At 72.9% G+C, this 17,128-nt stretch carries 15 protein-coding genes and 1 riboswitch; of the genes, 3 read left to right on the plus strand and 12 right to left on the minus strand.

Translation table 11 applies throughout. From position 1 onward, the window contains the following. Positions 1 to 318: 318 nt before the first annotated feature. Positions 319 to 2,220: an AAA family ATPase gene (locus ACWY4P_RS09760; protein ID WP_456209945.1), complete on the plus strand. Its 1,902-nt coding sequence runs from the start codon at positions 319 to 321 to the stop codon at positions 2,218 to 2,220. A 53-nt stretch (positions 2,221 to 2,273) separates the two neighbouring features. Here ACWY4P_RS09760 and ACWY4P_RS09765 read toward each other — a convergent pair whose 3' ends face one another. The 11 genes from ACWY4P_RS09765 to ACWY4P_RS09815 form a co-directional block, all read right to left on the minus strand. Continuing rightward, positions 2,274 to 3,428 (minus strand): hemolysin family protein, encoded by a 1,155-nt coding sequence (locus tag ACWY4P_RS09765; RefSeq protein ID WP_456209946.1) that lies wholly within the window; start codon positions 3,426 to 3,428, stop codon positions 2,274 to 2,276. After that, positions 3,425 to 4,822 (minus strand): hemolysin family protein, encoded by a 1,398-nt coding sequence (locus ACWY4P_RS09770; RefSeq protein WP_456209947.1) that lies wholly within the window; start codon positions 4,820 to 4,822, stop codon positions 3,425 to 3,427. Before ACWY4P_RS09770 ends, ACWY4P_RS09765 begins: the two co-directional genes overlap by 4 nt. A 252-nt stretch (positions 4,823 to 5,074) precedes the next feature. Next, on the minus strand, positions 5,075 to 5,569 hold the full coding sequence (locus ACWY4P_RS09775; RefSeq protein ID WP_456209948.1) for a PH domain-containing protein: 495 nt from the start codon (positions 5,567 to 5,569) through the stop codon (positions 5,075 to 5,077). A gap of 57 nt (positions 5,570 to 5,626) precedes the next feature. Beyond that, on the minus strand, positions 5,627 to 6,475 hold the full coding sequence (gene hisG, locus ACWY4P_RS09780; protein WP_456209949.1) for an ATP phosphoribosyltransferase: 849 nt from the start codon (positions 6,473 to 6,475) through the stop codon (positions 5,627 to 5,629). A 45-nt stretch (positions 6,476 to 6,520) separates the two neighbouring features. Then, positions 6,521 to 6,793, minus strand: a complete 273-nt coding sequence (locus ACWY4P_RS09785; protein WP_014174926.1) for a phosphoribosyl-ATP diphosphatase — start codon at positions 6,791 to 6,793, stop codon at positions 6,521 to 6,523. Positions 6,794 to 6,829: 36 nt separating this feature from the next. Next, complete coding sequence (ribH, locus tag ACWY4P_RS09790; protein ID WP_456209950.1) at positions 6,830 to 7,315, minus strand: 6,7-dimethyl-8-ribityllumazine synthase; 486 nt, start codon at positions 7,313 to 7,315, stop codon at positions 6,830 to 6,832. Between the two features lie 103 nt (positions 7,316 to 7,418). Further along, a complete protein-coding gene (locus ACWY4P_RS09795) occupies positions 7,419 to 8,738 on the minus strand; it encodes a bifunctional 3,4-dihydroxy-2-butanone-4-phosphate synthase/GTP cyclohydrolase II (protein WP_456212871.1) in 1,320 nt (439 codons plus the stop codon). Between the two features lie 95 nt (positions 8,739 to 8,833). Continuing rightward, positions 8,834 to 9,439, minus strand: coding sequence for a riboflavin synthase (locus ACWY4P_RS09800; protein WP_456209951.1), 606 nt, complete (start codon positions 9,437 to 9,439; stop codon positions 8,834 to 8,836). Continuing rightward, a complete protein-coding gene (gene ribD / locus ACWY4P_RS09805) occupies positions 9,440 to 10,549 on the minus strand; it encodes a bifunctional diaminohydroxyphosphoribosylaminopyrimidine deaminase/5-amino-6-(5-phosphoribosylamino)uracil reductase RibD (protein ID WP_456209952.1) in 1,110 nt (369 codons plus the stop codon). A gap of 146 nt (positions 10,550 to 10,695) precedes the next feature. After that, a riboswitch (FMN riboswitch) is annotated at positions 10,696 to 10,826 on the minus strand. 81 nt (positions 10,827 to 10,907) lie between these two features. Next, positions 10,908 to 12,227, minus strand: a complete 1,320-nt coding sequence (locus tag ACWY4P_RS09810) for an alginate lyase family protein (protein WP_456209953.1) — start codon at positions 12,225 to 12,227, stop codon at positions 10,908 to 10,910. Positions 12,228 to 12,374: 147 nt separating this feature from the next. After that, entirely contained in the window at positions 12,375 to 13,580 is a 1,206-nt protein-coding gene (locus ACWY4P_RS09815; protein ID WP_456209954.1) for an ROK family transcriptional regulator, read from the minus strand. Between the two features lie 106 nt (positions 13,581 to 13,686). On the opposite strand from ACWY4P_RS09815, the gene ACWY4P_RS09820 reads away from it, so the two are divergent. Continuing rightward, a complete protein-coding gene (locus tag ACWY4P_RS09820; protein WP_456209955.1) occupies positions 13,687 to 14,901 on the plus strand; it encodes an MFS transporter in 1,215 nt (404 codons plus the stop codon). A gap of 64 nt (positions 14,902 to 14,965) precedes the next feature. Here ACWY4P_RS09820 and ACWY4P_RS09825 read toward each other — a convergent pair whose 3' ends face one another. After that, positions 14,966 to 15,682: a GntR family transcriptional regulator gene (locus ACWY4P_RS09825; protein ID WP_456209956.1), complete on the minus strand. Its 717-nt coding sequence runs from the start codon at positions 15,680 to 15,682 to the stop codon at positions 14,966 to 14,968. Between the two features lie 140 nt (positions 15,683 to 15,822). On the opposite strand from ACWY4P_RS09825, the gene ACWY4P_RS09830 reads away from it, so the two are divergent. Beyond that, a complete protein-coding gene (locus tag ACWY4P_RS09830) occupies positions 15,823 to 17,127 on the plus strand; it encodes a M20 family metallopeptidase (RefSeq protein ID WP_456209957.1) in 1,305 nt (434 codons plus the stop codon). Position 17,128 lies beyond the last annotated feature (1 nt).

Consider the following 17,128-nt stretch of genomic DNA (forward strand, 5'->3'; position numbering starts at 1 on the left):
TCGTACGAGTCGCCCCACAACGCGAAGCCCCCGGTTGTTCCCCCGTGATCGGGGGCTTCGTCCTGTCCGGGAGGCCCTCCGAGGGCCCGCCGGAGGTCCCTTTCCGCCGCTTTTGCTCCACAGCCCCCTCACCCTCGGTGACCAGCGCCTTCCGGCCTTTCGCGCCCCGTCCGCGCCCCCGCGCACGCCGCCCGGCCAGGCAAGTTGGACACGAACAGCCGTGCGGCACCCTCGGCCCGTGCGGCCTGCGCAGGTACGATGCGAAACGGGGCAGCCGCCCCTGCGGCAACCACGGGGGCAGGGTTTGTGGGGGACGTGATGGGTTTCGGCACGCAGAGTTCGCACGCCCCAGCCGATCTCGCCTGGCTGCGCGCCGTCGACGCCTACACCATGGGCGGGTACGCGCAGGCCGAGGACGAGTTCCGGGCCGCGGTGCGGCACGACCCCGGAATGGCCGACGCCTGGCTGGGCCTGCACGCGCTGCGCGCCGACACCACGACCGCGCTGCTGCGGATGTACCGGCACCGCGACCGCTTCGGCGAGCAGCGCGCCCGCCACCACCGCACCCTGAACTCCTGGTACTGGCTGGGCTGGTGGGTCCAGCCGGTGCTGGAGACCAGCCGGGACCTGCTGCTCGCACACGCCTCCCACTGGCTCGACGGCCGCCACGTCCCCGAGCTCGACCGGGCCCTGGCCGGCTGCCCGCCCGTGGAGGCCGATCCGCAGGCGCGCTTTCTGCACGCCTGCCGGGCCTATCTGGTCAAGGACTGGGAGCAGCTGGTCCGGCACACCGAGCCGCTGCTGGACGACGCGTTACTGGGCATCGAGGCGGGGCTGTTCGGCGGCATGGCCCGGGTGCGCCTCGAGATGTTCGGCCAGGCCGAACCGCTGCTCTCCGCCGCCCTGATGCGCTGCCGCAGCGAGCAACCGCAGCGCAAGGAGCTGCGCTACTGGCTGGCCCGCGCCCACGAGGGCACCGGCCGCAGCGCCGCGGCCCTCCCCCTCTACCGCGCGGTGCACCGCATCGACCCCACCTTCATGGACACCTCGGCCCGGCTCGCGGCCATAGCCGAGGGCGACGGCCTGGACGAGACCGCCGACTTCGCCGCCGTATCGCTGGCCGGACTCGGCAGCCAGGACGCCGCCGAGGGCCGTGACGCCCCCGCCGCCGACCCCGACCCGCTGGTCACGGCCGACCCGCCGGACGGCCGCGAGCTGCGCACCACCGGCCCGGAGCCGGAGGGCCCCCCGCTGGTGAGCTCCCCCGTGGTGGCGGCCGACGGCCCGCGCGTGCGGGCCGGCGTGCCCCCGCAGCCCGGCCCCTCCGACCCGGTCCTGCTGGAGCACGCGCTTCAGGAGCTGGAGCGCATGGTCGGCCTGGAGCCCGTCAAGCGGCAGGTGCGCGCGCTGTCGGCACAGCTCCACATGGCCCGGCTGCGCGCCGGGCAGGGCCTCCCGGTCCAGCCGCCCAAGCGGCACTTCGTCTTCTCCGGCCCCTCCGGCACCGGCAAGACCACGGTCGCCCGGATCCTCGGCCGCGTTTTCTACGCGCTCGGACTGCTGGGCGGCGACCATCTGGTGGAGGCCGGGCGCGCCGATCTGGTCGGCGAGTACCTCGGCCAGACCGCCGTGAAGGCCAATGAACTGATCGACTCGGCGCTCGGCGGAGTGCTGTTCGTGGACGAGGCGTACTCCCTGTCCAACTCCGGCTACAGCAAGGGCGACGCGTACGGCGACGAGGCGCTCCAGGTGCTGCTCAAGCGCGCCGAGGACAACCGCGACCGCCTCGTGGTGATCCTCGCCGGCTATCCCGAGGGCATGGACCGGCTGCTGGCCGCGAACCCCGGCCTCGGCTCGCGCTTCACGACGCGCGTCGACTTCCCCAGCTACCGCCCGCTGGAGCTCACCCGGATCGGCGAGGTCCTGGCCGCCGAGAACGACGACATGTGGGACGAGGAGGCGGTGGAGGAGCTGCGCTCCATCAGCGGGCACGTCGTGGACCAGGGCTGGATCGACGAGCTGGGCAACGGACGGTTTCTCCGGACCCTGTACGAGAAGAGCTGCGCCTACCGGGATCTGCGGCTGTCCGGCTGGACCGGCGCGCCGACCCGCGAGGACCTCGCCACGCTGCGGCTGCCGGATCTGATGCAGGCCTACGGAGAGGTCCTCTCGGGCCGCGGCCCCATGTACCGCGACCCGCAGGACCCGCCGCTGGGGTAGGCAGGCACTGTCTGCCGCAGCGCGAGGGCCCTTGGCCGAGCGGGTGCCCCCGCTCAGCCGACCATCGCCCGCTCCTCCTCTGCCGAGGCCGCCGCAGCCTCGGCAGAAGCCTCGGAAGAAGCCTCGGCAGGGGACGGCGCCGCCTCGCCCCGGGGCTCGGCCACGCGGTCGCGGGTCCCGCCCCGGTGGGAGGGGTCGCGCACCTCGCCCACCAGCATCTCCAGGACGTCCTCCAGGGCCACGAGCCCCAGCACCTTCCCGGACGCGTCGGCGACGGCCGCCAGGTGCGCGGCCGCCCGCCGCATCACGGTGAGCGCGTCGTCCAGCGGCAGCTCCGCCCGCAGCGTTCCGATCGGACGCCACACGTGCTGGGGTACGGCCCGCTCCCTGGCCTCCAGGTCCAGGACGTCCTTCACATGCAGATAGCCCATGAAGGCCCCGCCGGCCCCGCGCACCGGGAAACGGGAGTAGCCGGTCCGTACGGTCAGCTCCTCGATCTGCCGGGGCGTGACCGAGGGGTCGACGGTGACCAGGCCGGCCGGGTCGAGCAGCACATCCGTGACCGGGCGGCTGCCCAGCTCCAGGGCGTCGGCGAGCCGCTCGTGCTCGCCGGGGTCGAGCAGCCCGGCCTGCCGGGAGTCCTCGACGAGGTGGGTGAGCTGCTCGCTGGTGAAGACCGCTTCGACCTCGTCCTTGGGCTCCACCCGGAACAGCCGCAGCACCAGCCGGGCGCAGGCGCCGAGCAGCGCGGTGACCGGCCGGCACAGCCGGGCGAAGGCGACGAGGCCGGGCCCGAGCCACAGCGCGGTCTTCTCGGGGGCCGCCATGGCCAGGTTCTTCGGCACCATCTCGCCGATGACCAGGTGCAGACAGACCACCACCGCGAGCGCGATGGCGTAGCCGAGGGGGTGGACAAGACCGCCGGGCAGATGGACGGCGTGGAAGACCGGCTCCAGTAGGTGCGCGACGGTCGGCTCGGCGACCGCGCCGAGCGTCAGCGAGCAGATGGTGATGCCGAACTGCGCGGCCGCCATCATCTGCGGCAGGCTCTCCAGGCCGGTGAGCACCGTACGGGCGCGGGCCGAGCCCTCGGCCGCGCGCGGCTCGATCTGGCTGCGGCGGACGGAGACGAGGGCGAACTCGGCGCCGACGAAGAAGCCGTTCGCGAGGACCAGGAGAGCGGCGAAGAGAAGTTGGACCAGGCTCATCGCTCCGCCCCCCGCGCGTCGCCGGTGACGGCGCCGCTTGCTGTGACTGTGCCGGTGGCGGCGGCCGCCCCGGCTACGGTGCCGGTGCGTATGATCCGCACCCGCTCGGCCCGGTGGTGCCCGACCTGCCGGACCGAGAGCTTCCAGCCGGGCAGCTCGGCGGTGTCGCCGACGGCCGGGATCCGCGCGAGGAGGTCGGCGACCAGGCCGGCCACCGTCTCGTACGGCCCGTCCGGCGCCTCCAGGCCGATCCGGCGCAGGGTGTCGACGCGGCAGCCGCCGTCGGCCTCCCAGGCGGGGCGGCCGTCCTCGGCCGCGGCCGGCATCAGGTCCGGGGTGTCCGCGGCCTCGTCGTCGTGTTCGTCGCGCACCTCTCCGACCAGCTCCTCGACGATGTCCTCCAGGGTGACCACGCCCGCCGTGCCGCCGTACTCGTCGACGACGACGGCTATCGGCTGTTCGCTGCGCAGCCGCTCCAGGAGGGGCTGGACGGGCAGCGTCTCGGGGACGAGCAGCGGGGGCTGGGCGATCCGCGCGACCGGTGTGCGCAGCCGCTCCTCCGAGGGCACCGCGAGGGCGTCCTTGAGGTGCACCATGCCGATCACCTCGTCGAGGCGGTCGAGGTAGACGGGGAAGCGGGACAGCCCGGTGGCGCGGGTCAGGTTGAGCACGTCCTCCGCGGTCGCGGAGGACTGGAGGGCGCTGACCCGGACGCGGGGGGTCATCACATGCTGGGCGGTCAGCTCCCCAAGGGAGAGGGTGCGTACGAACAGGTCGGCGGTGTCCTGCTCGATCGCGCCGGCCCGCGCGGAGTGGCGGGCCAGGGAGACCAGCTCGCCGGGGGTGCGGGCCGAGGCCAGCTCCTCGGTGGGCTCGACGCCCAACGCCCGCACCAGCCGGTTGGCGACCGTGTTGAGCAGGGCGATGACCGGGCGGAAGAAGCGGGCGAAGGCGTACTGCGGCCCGGCGACGAACCGCGCGACCTGGAGCGGCCGGGAGACGGCCCAGTTCTTGGGCACGAGCTCGCCGACGATCATCTGGACGGCGGAGGCGACCAGCATGCCCACGACGACCGCGACGCCGGAGACGGCGCCGTGCGGCAGCCCGGTCGCGGTCAGCGGCGGGGTCAGGAGCTCGCCCAGCGCGGGCTCGGCGAGCATGCCGACCACCAGGGAGGTGATCGTGATGCCGAGCTGGGTGCCGGAGAGCTGGAAGGACAGCTCGCGCAGGGCTTCGACGACGGTGCCGGCCCGGCGGTCGCCCTCGGCGGCGGCCCGCTCGGCGTCCGGCCGCTCGACGGTGACCAGGCCGAATTCGGCCGCCACGAAGAAGCCGTTGGCGAGGATCAGAACGAGTGCTGCGGCGAGCAGCAGAAGGGACAGGGTGGTACTCATGCCGCCGCCGTCAGGTGAGGGGCGGCGCAGGTACTACAGGACGATCCGTCCATCTCTGGAGGGAGTCACTCCTCGGGTCGCAGGGGCCTGCCGGGGTGGGCCGGGCGGCGCACGGACAGGTGGTACGGGCCGGGGCGCTGGCAGCGCCCCCGCAACAGAGTAATCAAGGATCCGGCTTTCCGGGCAGGCCCCGGGACCCGGACAGGGCCGATCGAGCGGCGGCCCTCTCTTTTTTCGGCGGCTCGCCCCCAGCTACCGCTGGGGGTGCCCCCGGCCCGACCGGTCCGTGCCGTGCTCCTCTGCCAGCGCCCGCAGGGCGCGCGCGTCGCCGATGGCGCGGGACTTGGCGATGCCGGGCTGGATGCCCATCGCGGGCAGGCTGGTGCCGTCGGAGAGGTCCAGGTAGACCCACGGGTCGCCGGGCCGCAGATTGACCCGGAGGACCTCCGCCCACGCCAGCCGGCGCTTGGTCGTCAGGTTGACGACGGTCACCCCGTCGGCGTCGGCGACCACCTTGGGCCGGCTGAGCAGCGCCAGCACACCGAAGAACAGCAGACCGGTGAAGACGAAGCTGAGCTTCTCCCCCGGGTTCAGCCCCTCCAAGAGCAGGGCGACCGCCGTGAGGACGACGACGACGGCGACCCCCGTGGTCAGCAGGACGGCCCGGGTGCGGGTCGGCCGGAAGGTGACGGGGAGGGCGGGGAGCCCGGCAGGGGGCTGCGCGGGCGCCGGCTCAGAGGCGGACACGTGGCGTGGGGTCTCTCCGTGAGAGGAACGGTGGTCTGGTGCGGGAATGTCCGGGGCTCAGAGGCGGCAGGCGTGGATGCCGGTGGTCAGGATGGCCCGCGCCCCCAGGTCGTACAGCTCGTCCATGATCCGCTGGGCGTCCTTGGTGGGGACCATCGAGCGGACCGCGACCCAGCCCTCGTGGTGCAGCGGGGAGACGGTGGGCGACTCGAGGCCGGGGGTGAGGGCCACCGCCCGCTCCACCTGCTCGACGCGGATGTCGTAGTCCATCATCACGTAGCGCCGGGCCACCAGCACGCCCTGCATCCGGCGGAGGAACTGCTGGACCTTGGGGTCGTCGGCGGGGGCGCCGGTGCGGCGGATGACGACCGCCTCGGACTCCAGGATCGGCTCGCCGATGATCTCCAGGCCGGCGTTGCGCAGGGTGGTGCCGGTCTCGACGACATCCGCGATGACCTCGGCCACACCGAGCTGGATGGCGGTCTCGACGGCTCCGTCGAGGTGCACGACGGCGGCGTCGACGCCGTTGTCCGCGAGGTGCTTGGTGACCAGGCCGGAGAAGGAGGTGGCGACCGTCATGCCGCCGAACTCGCTGACGTCCTTCGCCGTGCCGGGCCGGGTGGCATAGCGGAAGGTCGATCCGGCGAAGCCGAGCTGCATGATCTCCTCGGCCTGGGAGCCGGAGTCGAGCAGCAGATCACGGCCGGTGATGCCGATGTCGAGGCGGCCGGAGCCGACGTACACGGCGATGTCGCGGGGGCGCAGGAAGAAGAACTCGACGTCGTTGTCGGAGTCGACGAGCACCAGTTCCCTGCGGTCCTTGCGCTGCCGGTAGCCCGCCTCATGGAGCATCGCCGACGCAGGCTCGGACAGTGAACCCTTGTTGGGGACGGCGATGCGCAGCATGAGACCTGTTTCCTTACGTGTGGGCGAGGGTTGGGTTGGGCGTGCTCAGAGGTGAGCGTAGACGTCGTCGAGGGTCAGGCCCCGGGCGATCATCATCACCTGGAGGTGGTAGAGGAGCTGCGAGATCTCCTCGGCGGCCGCGGCGTCGCTCTCGTACTCCGCGGCCATCCACACCTCGGCGGCCTCCTCCACGACCTTCTTGCCGATGGCGTGCACGCCCGACTGAAGCAGGTCGGCGGTGCGGGAGGTCGCGGGATCGGCCGTGAGGGCCTTCTGCTGAAGCTCGGCGAAGAGCTCCTCGAACGTCTTCTTGGGCATGATGCCCGTCATCCTACTGGGGCCGCGGTACGCGACTCAGAGCCAGGGCTCGGAGACCGACCGCAGAGTGGCGGCGGTGACCACGGCCGCGGTGACGGCCTCGTGGCCCTTGTCCTCGTTCGACCCTTCGAGCCCGGCCCGGTCCAGGGCCTGCTCCTCGGTGTCACAGGTCAGCACGCCGAAGCCGATGGGCACCCCGGTGTCCACGCTGACCTGGGTGAGGCCCTGGGTGACGCCCTGGCACACATAGTCGAAGTGGGGGGTGCCGCCGCGGATGACGACGCCCAGGGCCACCACCGCGTCGTAGCCGCGGCCGGCGAGGACCTTGGCGACCACCGGCAGCTCCCAGCTGCCGGGCACGCGCAGCAGGGTCGACTCGTCGATGCCCAGCTCGCGGAGCGCGCGCAGCGCCCCGTCGACGAGTCCGTCCATCACCTGGGCGTGCCACTGGGCGGCCACAACGGCCACGCGCAGGTTTCCGCAGTTCTCCACGGACAGCTCGGGGGCTCCCTTACCGCTCACGTCTACGTCTCTCCTTGGTACGGGTGTTGCTCTGGTGCGGGGTGTCGCTCTGGTGCGGGATGTTGCTTTTGGTGCGGGTGTCGCTTTTGGTGCGGGGCCGTGGCTACTGGTTGCCGCAGGCGGACATCGGCTGGGGGTGGCCGCTCTCCAGCCACGGCAGGTCGTGGCCCATACGGTCGCGCTTGGTGCGCAGATAGCGCAGGTTGTGCTCGCCGGCCTGGATGGGCATCGGCTCCCGGCCGGTGACCCGCAGCCCGTGCCGGACCAGTGCCGCGGTCTTCTCCGGGTTGTTGGTCATCAGGCGCAGCGAGCGCACGCCGAGGTCGGCGAGGATGCGGGCGCCGGCGGCGTAGTCGCGGGCGTCGGCGGGCAGGCCGAGCTCGAGGTTGGCGTCGAGGGTGTCGCGGCCCAGCTCCTGAAGCTCGTACGCGCGCAGCTTGGACAGCAGCCCGATGCCGCGGCCCTCGTGGCCGCGCAGATAGACCACCACGCCGCGGCCCTCGGCGGTGACCCGCTCCAGGGAGGCGTGCAGCTGGGGGCCGCAGTCGCAGCGCTGCGAGCCGAAGACGTCGCCGGTCAGGCACTCGGAGTGGATGCGGACCAGGACGTCCTCGCCGTCGCCGATGTCGCCCTGGACGAGGGCGATGTGCTCGACGCCGTCGACGGTCGAGCGGTAGCCGTACGCCTGGAAGTCGCCGAAGGCGGTGGGCAGCCGGGTCTCGGCCTCGCGCCGCACGGTGGGCTCGGTGGCCCTGCGGTAGGCGATCAGGGCCTCGATGGAGATGATCGCCAGCCCGTGCTCGCGGGCGAAGGAGACCAGTTCGGGCAGGCGGAGCATGGTGCCGTCCGGGCCCGCGATCTCGCAGATCGCGGCGGCCGGGCGCAGCCCCGCCAGCCGGGCGAGGTCGACGCCGGCCTCGGTGTGGCCGTCGCGGGTCAGCACGCCGCCCTCGCGGGCGCGCAGCGGGAAGATGTGTCCGGGGCGCGCGAAGTCGCCGGGGGTGCTGTGCGGATCGGTCAGCAGGCGCAGGGTGGCGGACCGGTCGGCCGCGGAGATGCCGGTGCCGACGCCGTGTTCGGCGGTGGCGTCGACCGAGACGGTGAAGGCGGTGCGCATGGACTCGGAGTTCTCCGCCACCATCTGCGGCAGCCGCAGCCGGTCGAGGTCGGCGGCGTCCATGGCGGCGCAGATCAGCCCGCGGCACTCGCTCATCATGAAGGCGACGATCTCGGGGGTGGCCTTCTCGGCGGCGACGATGAGGTCGCCCTCGTTCTCCCGGTCCTCGTCGTCCACGACCACGACGGGGCGCCCGGCGGCGATTTCGGCGATCGCCCGCTCGACGGAGTCGAGCGCCAGCTCGTCGGGCCACTCGGAAGCGTTCTGCAGGCTCTGCACGGCCTGCACGCTCTGCAAGGGGGTCATGTGTCGCTTCCTGGTGTTCCTGGTGTTCCTGCTGTCCACGCTGTCCACGCTGTCCACGCTGTCCATGGGCCCTTGGGCCTCGTCGGCGGGGGCGGTCATGCGACAGCCCCCGCGTCCTTGCCCAGCAGCCGCTCGACGTACTTGGCGAGCACGTCCACTTCGAGGTTGACCGGGTCGCCGGCCTGCTTGACGCCCAGGGTGGTCAGATCGAGGGTCGTCGGGATGAGGCTGACGGTGAAGTAGTCGGGGCCCGCGTCAACGACGGTCAGGCTGATGCCGTCGACCGTGATGGAGCCCTTCTCGACGACATAGCGGCTCAGGCCGGCGGGGAGCGAGATCTTGACGATCTCCCAGTGCTCGGAGGGCTTGCGCTCGACGATGGTGCCGGTGCCGTCGACGTGACCCTGCACCAAGTGGCCGCCCAGGCGCCCGCCGAGCGCCATGGGGCGCTCCAGGTTGACGCGGGAGCCGACGGTGAGGGCGCCGAGGCTGGAGCGGTCCAGGGTCTCGGCCATGACGTCGGCGGAGAACCGGCCGTCCTCGAGGTCGACGACGGTGAGGCAGACGCCGTTGACGGCGATGGAGTCGCCGTGCTTGGCGCCTTCGGTGACGACGGGGCCGCTGACCAGGAAGCGGGACGCGTCGCCGAGGTTCTCGACGGCGACGATCTCGCCCAGTTCTTCGACGATTCCGGTGAACACTCAGCTCTCCTCGGGTGCGGCAGGGGCGGTGGGCGCTGGCACGGCGGTGACGCGCAGGTCGGGACCGAACCTGGTGACGTCGGTCAGTTCCAGGCGCAGCGCTTGCGTGATGGTGGTGATTCCGGCGTCGGCGAGGGCGGGGGCGCCCGCGCCGAGCAGTGCGGGGGCGAGATAGCCGACGACCTTGTCGACGGCGCGGGCGGCGAGAAACGCCCCGGCGAGCGTGGGGCCGCCCTCCAACAGGACCGAGCGGACCCCGCGCGCGTGGAGTTCGCCGAGCAGCGCGGGGATGTCCAGGCCCGGCCCGGACGCGGCGCGCGGCAGCCGTACGGTCTCGGCGCCCGGCAGCCGTACGGCGGGGGCGTCTTCGGCGACGGCGACCAGGGTGGGCGCGGTGCCATCCAGGACCCGGGCGTCCGGGGCGATGGTGGCCTTGCTGTCGAGTACGACGCGCAGCGGTTGCCGGGCGCCGTCCGGGCCGCGCACCGCGAGGTGCGGGTCGTCGGCGCGCAGGGTGCCGGAGCCGACCACGACGGCGTCCGCCTCGGCGCGCAGCCGGTGCACATCGGCGCGGGACTCGGCGGAGGTGATCCACCGGCTGGTGCCGTCGGCGGCGGCGCTGCGCCCGTCCAGGGTCGCGGCGTACTTCCACAGCACGAAGGGGCGGCCGCGCCGCATCGACGTCAGCCACGCCTCGTTGACCGCGGCGGCCTCCTCGGCGAGCAGTCCGCTCTCGACGGCGGCCCCGGCGGCGGCCAGGGTGGCGGCCCCGCCGGCGGCCTTGGCGTTGGGGTCGGCGACCGCGTACACGACGCGGGCGATCCCGGCGTCCAGCAGCGCCTGGGCACAGGGGCCGGTGCGGCCGGTGTGGTTACAGGGTTCGAGGGTGACGACGGCGGTGCCACCGCGGGCCCGCTCACCGGCGGCGCCCAGGGCGTGGATCTCGGCGTGCGGCCCGCCGACCCGCTGGTGCCAGCCCTCGCCGGCGGTACGGCCGTCGGCGTCGAGGATCACGCAGCCGACGACGGGGTTGGGGCTGGTGTGGCCGAGGCCCCGGGCGGCGAGCGCGACGGCACGGCGCATCGCTTCGGATTCGGCTGCGGTGGCCACCGGGTCCTCCTGCCTCTTCGGGCACGGACTCCGGGGCTGTCGAGATGACAGAAGCGGAAAGACGGCATCGGGGAACGCCTGAGCCGGGATACGGTCCGCCACAAGGGGCGGGCCGCCGACAGCGGCGCACCGGTGCTCTACTCCCGCCGCGCACTGCCTCCCATCCGGACTTTCACCGTCGGTCCAGGAATTTCACCTGGTCAACCGGCCGCTGGCAGCGGACGGGTCGCGGACTGTAACCGCCGGTTCGGATTTTCACCGACCCCGGAGTGCGCTGACGTCACTGGTACGGCCCCAGTGTGCCATGGGACATCGGCACAGCTGGAGCCGCGGGAGTGTGGCCTGCCTCACCCGCCTGTCAACCAGTGGTGGCGATGCTGTCAAGCTGCTCGACGGCCGGCCGCACCGCCCACAGGTCGCCGCCGGGCGGCGCCTGGAGCGCGGGGAGCGCCGCCTTGGCCTTCCGGTCGCCCGCGTCGGCCGCCGCGTGCACGATGTCGCTGGCGGCGTAGGCGCGGAAGTCCAGCTCCGGGTACGGCCAGGGCTTCGCCCCGGTGGCCGCGGGGAGCAACAGGTCGACGGCCTTGAAGAGGTTCGCTCCGTCCGGGCCGGTGTAGTGCCACAGGTCCACGCCGACGTGCTCGCCGACGGCCGCGAGGCGGATGAAGGCGACGAGGTTGAAGGTGGAGTAGTGGAAGCTGCGGGTGCGGGACAGCTCGCCGGGCTGGGTGCCGTCCCCCGCGATCTGGGCGTCCACGCGCTTGGTCCGGGCCTCGCGGACGACCTGGCGGGCGAGGTCCCGGTCGCCCACGGCGGCGGCGATGGCGGCGACCTGCATGTCGAAGAACGTGCCGTGGTTGTTCTCGGCGGCGCCCTCCTCCTTGCCGAAGTCGCTGTTCACCAGCCAGTCCAGGAACTGCTTGTTCCAGGTGCGGAAGCCCGCGTGGTCGCTGCGTGACCAGCCGGGGGCGCCGGTGTCGAGGATGGCGGCGGCGTCCAGCAGGCTGGTGAAGCCCTGGGAGAAGTCGATGATGCCGATCGAGCGGCCGTCGAACTTGCAGGGGATGAACTGGGCGTGTTTCAGGCTGGGGTTCATCCGGGTCGCGGGGTCGACGAACCAGGTGCGCAGGATCTCGGCGGCGTGCTCGGCGTAGCCGCGCTTGCCGGTGTAGTACCAGGCCAGGGAGAGCTCATAGGCGGACTCGAAGACCTTGCCCACCTCGGGACGGTCCGTCATCTTGTCCACATCGGGGTTCCGTTGGCCATCCTTCTGAACGTAGGGGCAGCCGTACGGGTTGTCTTCGGTCTTCGGCTCGGTGGGCCACCAGTACGGGGCCTGGCTGAAGTAGTCGTGCTTGTCGCCGCTGGGCGGCACCTGGTCCTTGTCGGTGACCGTCCACGGGCCCTGGTTCATCCACTGGTCGGCCTGGGTGGTCAGATCGCGTACGGTCCGCTTCAGCCGTGCGTCCCCCAACTGCAGCTTCACCTTGGTCACGGCCAGCCGTGGGCCGTCGAGCACCACGGTTTTCGGTACCGGGGCCGGATGGCGGGCCGGTTCGGCCCCGTGGGCCGAGGGGGCGGCCGGGGTGGCGAAGACGGCGAACAGCGCGGCAAGGGCGACGGAGAGGGCGACGGCGGCGCGGGCGATCGGCCCACGGACTGGAGAAGTTGCACCCATCGAGGACCCCAATCAGCTATCTGAACAGAATTCAGGATCGCGATCGTGGGTCAGGCTATGTCGGGACCATGCTCACGACAAGACATCGCGCACAACTCAACACAAGCGCACCGCGGGTCGCGGGGGCGACACCGGGCCGGGGACCGGCTAAGGGGCGCCGAACAGCTGGTTCTGGGTGGCGTCCGTGGCGGTCAGGACCGCGCCACGCAGCACCCCGCCGCCGCCCACCACCCCCGCCCGCACCTGGGTGCGCAGCGGCGACATGCGCCGCAGCCGGCCCTCGACGCGGCGCGCGAGGGCGGTGCCCCCGGCCCGGCCCACCTCTCCGCCGAGCACCACACAGCCCGGGTCGAGCACCGCGCACACCGCGGCCGCCCCGACCGCGATCCGGCCCGCGAGCGCGTCCAGGAACGGCTCGCCCCGCTCCCCCGCGTCCACCGCGGCCCGTACGACCGCCTCCGCCGCGGGCGCGTCGTCCGCCGCGTCGGCCGACAGCCCCAGCTCGCGGGCGAGTTCACAGACGGCGGGGCTGCTCGCGAGCGAGTGGAAGCCGCCCTCGCAACCCGTCGCGGACGGCAGTCCGGACGTCCCCGGCACCGGCATGAAGCCGATCTCCCCCGTCCCACCGGAGGCGCCGCGTCTCAGCACCCGGTCGAGCACGACGGCCGCACCGACGCCATGGCCGAGCCACAGGAGCACGAAGGTGTCCCGGTCGCGGACCACGCCGAGCCGCTGCTCCGCGACGGCGGCCAGGTTGACCTCGTTCTCCAGCAGCACCGGGGCCCCGAGGCCGCCGTGCAGGGCGGTGCTCAGCTCACGGTGCCAGCGGGGCAGGGCATCGGTGGCGGCGAGTTCGCCGGTCGCCGGATCGACGAGCCCCGGGGCGCCGATGCCGATGTGGTGCAGCCGCTCGGCCCCGGCCTCCCGGGCCGTGCGCCGCACGAGGTCCACCGTGGCCGCGGCGGCCCGCGCGGGCTCGGCGTCCGCGGCGACCGGCAGCGACGCCTCGGCGAGGATGTTGCCCAGCAGATCCGCCACACAGACCGCGACGCTCCGTGCCCGGACGTCCACGCCCGCCACATGCGCGCTGTCGGCGACGATGCCGTACACCCGGGCGTTGGGCCCCCGGCGCTCCGCGCCCGCCTCCCCCACCACCGCGATCAGCCCGGCGCCCCGCAGCCGCTCCACGAGGTCCGCGATGGTGGGCCGGGACAGCCCGGTCAGCGACTTGAGCTGGCCGGCGGTCAGCGGTCCCTCGTCCTTGAGGAGGTGCAGGGCGAGGCGGTCGTTGATGACCCGCGCCGTACTCGGGGAGGCGGTACGGCCCGCCAGGGGCACGCGCGTCGACGTCATGGCGGGATCCTTTCAGAGGCACCGCTCATTCGGACTCTATCTATCAGGGACCCTTCCTGATAGTTTCCGTGGGCGAATCGCGTCTCCGGGAGGGTGGGCAGCAGACATGGGCAGCGTTACGGAGGCGCAGGCACTCCGCCGGGCGCGGGTGGCCGTGGCGGTCGTGTTCGCCGTCCACGGCGCGGTCACGGGCAACTTCGCCACCCGCGTCCCCTGGCTCCAGGAGCACCTGGACCTCGGCGCGGGCCTGCTCGGCCTCGCGCTGGTCTTCCCCGCGGTCGGGGCCTCCGTCGCGATGCCCCTGGCCGGGCGGATCAGCCACCGCTTCGGCGCCCGCGCCGCCCTGCGCGGGCTGCTCGCGCTGTGGTGTCTGTCGCTGGCGCTGCCCCCGCTCGCGCCCGGCCTGGTCTGGCTGTGCGGCGCGCTGTTCGTCTACGGCGCCGCCGCAGGAATGGCCGACGTCGCCATGAACGCCCTCGGCGTGGAGATCGAGAACCGTCTCGGCCGCTCCATCATGTCCGGGCTGCACGGCATGTGGAGCGTCGGAGCGCTGCTCGGCTCGGCGGCGGGCACGCTCGCCGCCCACGCCGGCACGGACGCCCGGCTGCACCTCGGTCTCGCCGCCGCCGTGCTCACCCTGATCGGCGCGGTCGCCTGCCGCTGGGTGCTCGACCTGCGCAGCGCCCCCGAGGAGAACCCACCGCCCCGCTTCGCCCTGCCACCCCGCTCCGCGCTGCTCATCGGTGCGGTCGGCTTCTGCGCGGTGTTCGCCGAGGGCGCGAGCCTGGACTGGTCGGCGGTCTATCTGCGGGACGTCCTGGACTCCTCCCCCGGCCTCGCCGCCGCCTGCACCACGGCCTTCTCCTGCACGATGGCCGCGGCCCGGCTCGTCGGCGACGCGGTGGTGGGCCGCTTCGGCGCGGTACGGACCGTACGCGTGGGCGGCGTCCTGTCCACGGCCGGCGGCGCGCTGGTCGTGGCCGCCACCGGCCCCGCCCTCGCCATCGCCGGATTCGGCCTGCTCGGCCTGGGCATCGCGGTGGTCGTCCCGCTCGCCTTCGCGGCGGCCGGACGCAGCGGGCCGGCTCCCAGCCAGGCGATCGCGGGCGTCGCCACGATCACGTACACCTCGGGCCTGATCGCTCCGGCCGCGATGGGGTCGATCGCCGACGCGACCTCGCTGACGGCCTCGTTCGGTGTGGTGATGGTGCTGGCGCTGGGACTGGTGGTGGGGGCGGGGGTGCTGCGCGGGCCGGCGCGCGAGGGGGCGGGGACCGGCGGCCACGCGGACGCCCCGGCGCCGAGCGCGACGCCTCGCTGACGGGTCGCCCGGCCCGCCCCAGCACCATCCGGAAGCGGGCCGGGCCGGCGCCGGGCCGGGCCGGTCAGCCCTCCGGGCCGGCGCCGAGACGGGCGTACTCCTCCACGATCTGCGCCTCCGCCCGCCGTAGATAGTCGACCATCGCCCGCTCCGCCTCCTCCCCGCGCCGGGCCAGCAACAGATCGCACACCTGGCGGTTCAGCGGCACATACGGCTTCTGGAACCGTTCGCGGTCGTCGAAGATGTGGTACATGAGCCGCACTTCGGCCAGGACACCGCGCATGATCTCGGTCATCCGAGGGTTGCCGGCCAGGTCCGTGACCGCCAGGTGGAAGCGCATGTTCGCCGAGCCGGTCTCACGCCAGCGCCCCTCGGCCGCCTCTTCGGCGCATTCCCGTTCGACCGCGTCGATGGCGGCCAGCGCGGCGTCGGAGGCGGCGGCGACCTCACGGATCGCGGCACCCTCGATCACCCGGCGCACCTGGTAGAGCCGGCGCGCGTCCTCGGCGGTCACGTCCCGGACGAAGACGCCGCGATGGGCGTGATGAACCAGCAGCCGCTCATGGCTGAGCAGCCGGAACGCCTCGCGGAGGGTGTTGCGGGAGATGCCCAGCGCGGTGCTGATGGAGTGCTCCGACAGCCGGGTGCCCGGCGACAGCAGCCCCTCGAGGATGCGCGTCCGCAGCACGTCCGCGACCTGCTCGGCGGCGTTCACTCGCGCCAGCAGCCCACGGTCGTCCTCCAGTCGGCGCAGTATCCCGTCGTCGTTCAGTGCCGCCACCGCACCCCGCCCTTCGCTCGAATGCTTGAAACATGCCGTTGACATATCCGGCTCATCGTTTAACACATTGTTCCCTTGTGGAGTTGTTCAACAATTCTCTACCGTATGGACCCCGAGCGTACCCGCGGACAAGGAGAAGCGTGAGCAGCATCGCCCCCCGGGCGGAGGCCGAGGCCCCCAGCGCCCGCGAGCACGAACCAGGCGGCGGCAGCGGCCTCGTCATGGACACCAGCCGCCTGGACACCGCGGCGGCCATCGATCTGCTCACGCGGATGGTGCGGATGGACAGCCGTACCGAGACCCCCGGCGAGAGCGAGCTGGCGGGCATGCTGGTGGAGCGGATGCGCGCCCTCGGCCTGGATGCCCGGCTCCAGGAGGTGTCGCCGGGGAGGTTCAACGCGATCGGCGTCTGGCGGGGCACCGGGGAGGGCCCCAGCCTGATGTTCAACGGGCATCTGGACACCAACCCGGTCACCGAGGGCTGGACCGTCGACCCCTGGGGCGGCTTGGTCGACGAGCACTTCGTCTACGGCCTGGGCGTGTCCAACATGAAGGCCGGCTGCGCCTCGTACCTGGCGGCGGTGGAGGCCCTGATCAGCCAGGGCGTCAGGCCCAAGGGCGATGTGGTCCTCACGTTCGTGGTCGGTGAACTGCAAGGCGGCGTCGGCACCGTGGCGATGCTGAACAGCGGGGTGCGCGCCGACTACTTCGTCAACTGTGAGCCCACCGACCTGGGGGCGCTCACCCTCCACGCGGGCGCCGTCGACTTCGCCGTCGAACTCACCGGTGTCACCCGCCATCTGTCCAAGCGCGAGGAAGCGGTGGACGCCATCGAGGCGGCCTGCCGGCTCGTTCCCCGGCTCAACGCGATGACCTTCAGCGGCGCGGCGAGCCCGGACCATCTGTCGGTCAACCGCGCCAACGTCGGGGTGGTGCGCGGCGCGCTGTCCCGCGACTTCCACGAGTGGCGCCCGCCCCAGGTCGCCGACTTCGTCCGGATGAGCGGTACCGCCCGCTACGCCCCCAGTCAGACGCCCGACAGCGTGCTGGCGGACATCACCGAGGTGCTGTGCGGCGTGGAGCAGGAGTTCCCCGGGCTGCGGGCCACGGTCAAGCGCCTCAGCGAGGAGACCGGACGACCGGAGTTCCCCGCCTTCGAGACCTCCCCGGACTCACCGGTGGTGCGCGCGGTCAACGACGTCTACCGGCACGTGCGCGGCGAGCCGCAGCCCACCGGGGCCCTGCGGCCCTGCTGCTTCTTCGGCAGCGACGCGGCCCATCTGGCTCGGCAGGCCGGCATGGACGGGGTCGTCTGCGGGCCCGGCGGCCGGTACAACACCATGCCCGACGAGCGCGTGGACCTGCCCGACTACCTCGACATGATCAAAATGCACATGCTCACCATAGGGACGATCTGTGGCACCACAGCAGCTCACCTCGACTGAC

This window comes from Streptomyces sp. LZ34 (genome assembly GCF_053890475.1).

Coding starts and splice junctions, on each gene's coding strand:
- ACWY4P_RS09760 (WP_456209945.1), top strand. CDS start 319: ATGGGTTTCGGCACGCAGAGTTCGCACGCCCCAGCCGATCTCGCCTGG.
- ACWY4P_RS09765 (WP_456209946.1), bottom strand. CDS start 3,428: ATGAGCCTGGTCCAACTTCTCTTCGCCGCTCTCCTGGTCCTCGCGAAC.
- ACWY4P_RS09770 (WP_456209947.1), bottom strand. CDS start 4,822: ATGAGTACCACCCTGTCCCTTCTGCTGCTCGCCGCAGCACTCGTTCTG.
- hisG (WP_456209949.1), bottom strand. CDS start 6,475: ATGCTGCGCATCGCCGTCCCCAACAAGGGTTCACTGTCCGAGCCTGCG.
- ACWY4P_RS09785 (WP_014174926.1), bottom strand. CDS start 6,793: ATGCCCAAGAAGACGTTCGAGGAGCTCTTCGCCGAGCTTCAGCAGAAG.
- ACWY4P_RS09795 (WP_456212871.1), bottom strand. CDS start 8,738: ATGACCCCCTTGCAGAGCGTGCAGGCCGTGCAGAGCCTGCAGAACGCT.
- ACWY4P_RS09810 (WP_456209953.1), bottom strand. CDS start 12,227: ATGGGTGCAACTTCTCCAGTCCGTGGGCCGATCGCCCGCGCCGCCGTC.
- ACWY4P_RS09815 (WP_456209954.1), bottom strand. CDS start 13,580: ATGACGTCGACGCGCGTGCCCCTGGCGGGCCGTACCGCCTCCCCGAGT.
- ACWY4P_RS09820 (WP_456209955.1), top strand. CDS start 13,687: ATGGGCAGCGTTACGGAGGCGCAGGCACTCCGCCGGGCGCGGGTGGCC.